This is a genomic window from Rhodococcus sp. NPDC057014 (assembly GCF_042673295.1).
GTDB lineage: Bacteria > Actinomycetota > Actinomycetes > Mycobacteriales > Mycobacteriaceae > Rhodococcus_F.
Genome location: NZ_JBHUSF010000623.1, coordinates 1 through 1,554, shown reverse-complemented (window position 1 = coordinate 1,554; position 1,554 = coordinate 1). Strand labels below are relative to the sequence as shown.

The 1,554-nt window shown below is 66.1% G+C and carries 1 protein-coding gene and 1 pseudogene; both read left to right on the top strand.

Going from position 1 to position 1,554, the window contains the following annotated elements:
- Positions 1–274 (top strand): annotated as a pseudogene (locus tag ACFTZB_RS45535) (hypothetical protein); the annotation flags it as partial.
- Between the two features lie 6 nt (positions 275–280).
- Positions 281–1,554 (top strand): SRPBCC family protein (locus tag ACFTZB_RS45530; RefSeq protein ID WP_378442568.1); only part of this gene is annotated, 1,274 nt, incomplete at its 3' end.

The window sequence follows — 1,554 nt, the reverse complement described above, 5'->3', positions numbered from 1 at the left end:
CAGGTACGACGACGAGGACGCGGGCGACGACGAGGACGCGGGCGCCGACGAGACCGGTGACGACGATTCCGAACAGACGCCCCGCGCCCGGAGGCGGCCGACCCCGCGGCGCCGCTCATCCGGTGGCGGTGGTTCCCGGCCCACCCGGTCCCGGTCCCGGTCGCGGTCGTCGACGAAGGATGACGACGAGGACGAGGACGAGCTGTCCCGGGCCCGCAGGACGCGCGCGAAGGCGACGACCGATTCCGTACCCGTACGACGCACCCGGAAGTGATCAGCGATGACCTCGAATCTTGACAGTGCGGCGAAGAAGCTGCGTAAGAACGTTTCCGGTGCGTCCGGTGAGACCGCATCGATCTCACCCCTGCAGAAGGCGGCGCAGGGCCTGCTCGGCACCGTGACCGACAAGGCCGTCTCCGCCGTCTCCGACAAGGTGGCGGGCGCGACCGGCCGGCTGACCGACTACGCCGAGGGCGGCGGTGGAAGCCTGCTGTCCGCTGTCACCGGCAAAAGCAACGGCAACGGCGACGGCGACGGCGACGGCAATGGTGACGGGAAGGGCGACGGCAAGTCGCTGTTCTCCGGGCTGACCGACAAGGTGAAGGACACGGCGTCGGATGTGAAGGACGCGGTCACCGGCGGCGGTGGCGGTAAGGGCAAGAAGCTCAAGTTGACCAACATCGTCGAAACGATCGATGTCGGGGTGCCGGTCCAACTGGCGTATAACCAATGGACCCAGTTCGCCGATTTTCCGTCGTTCATGAAGAAGGTCGAGCGGGTGGAGCAGGAAGCGGACGAGAAGCTCGAGTGGAAAGCGCAGATCTTCCTTTCGCATCGCACCTGGGAGGCGTCGATCCTCGAGCAGGTTCCGGATGAGCGGATCGTGTGGCGGTCGAAGGGCGCCAAGGGTTTCATCGACGGTGCAGTGACGTTCCACGAGGTGACCCCCGATCTCACCCGCATCGTTCTGATTCTCGAGTATCACCCGAAGGGTTTGTTCGAGAAGACGGGGAACCTGTGGCGTGCGCAAGGTCGGCGAGCGCGCTTGGAGTTGAAGCACTTCGGGCGCCACGTCATGACGCAGTCCGTTCTCCATCCTGACGAAGTTGTGGGGTGGCGCGGGGAAATTCGGGACGGCAAGGTCGTCGAACCCGAGGAGTCCGAGGACACCAACGAGGAACCGGCCGACGACGAAGAGCCACAGGACCAAGACGAGACCGACGAATACGAAGACGAGGAACCTCCGGAGGACGAGTCCGGCGAGTACGAGGACGAGGAACCGGAAGAGGGGCCGGAGGACGAGTCCGGCGAGTACGAGGACGAGGAATCCGAGGACGAGTCCGCTGAGGACGAGTCCGGCGAGTACGAGGAGGAAGAGCCGGAAGAGGAGCCGGAAGAGGAGTCCGGCGAGTACGAGGACGAGGAATCCGAGGACGAGTCCGCTGAGGACGAGGCGGAGGAGGACGAGCCTGAGGAGGAGGAGCCCAAGCCGCGCCGGCGCCGTCCCGAGCCGCGCCGGCGTCGTCCCCAGAAGGCCGCTGCACAGAAGGCACC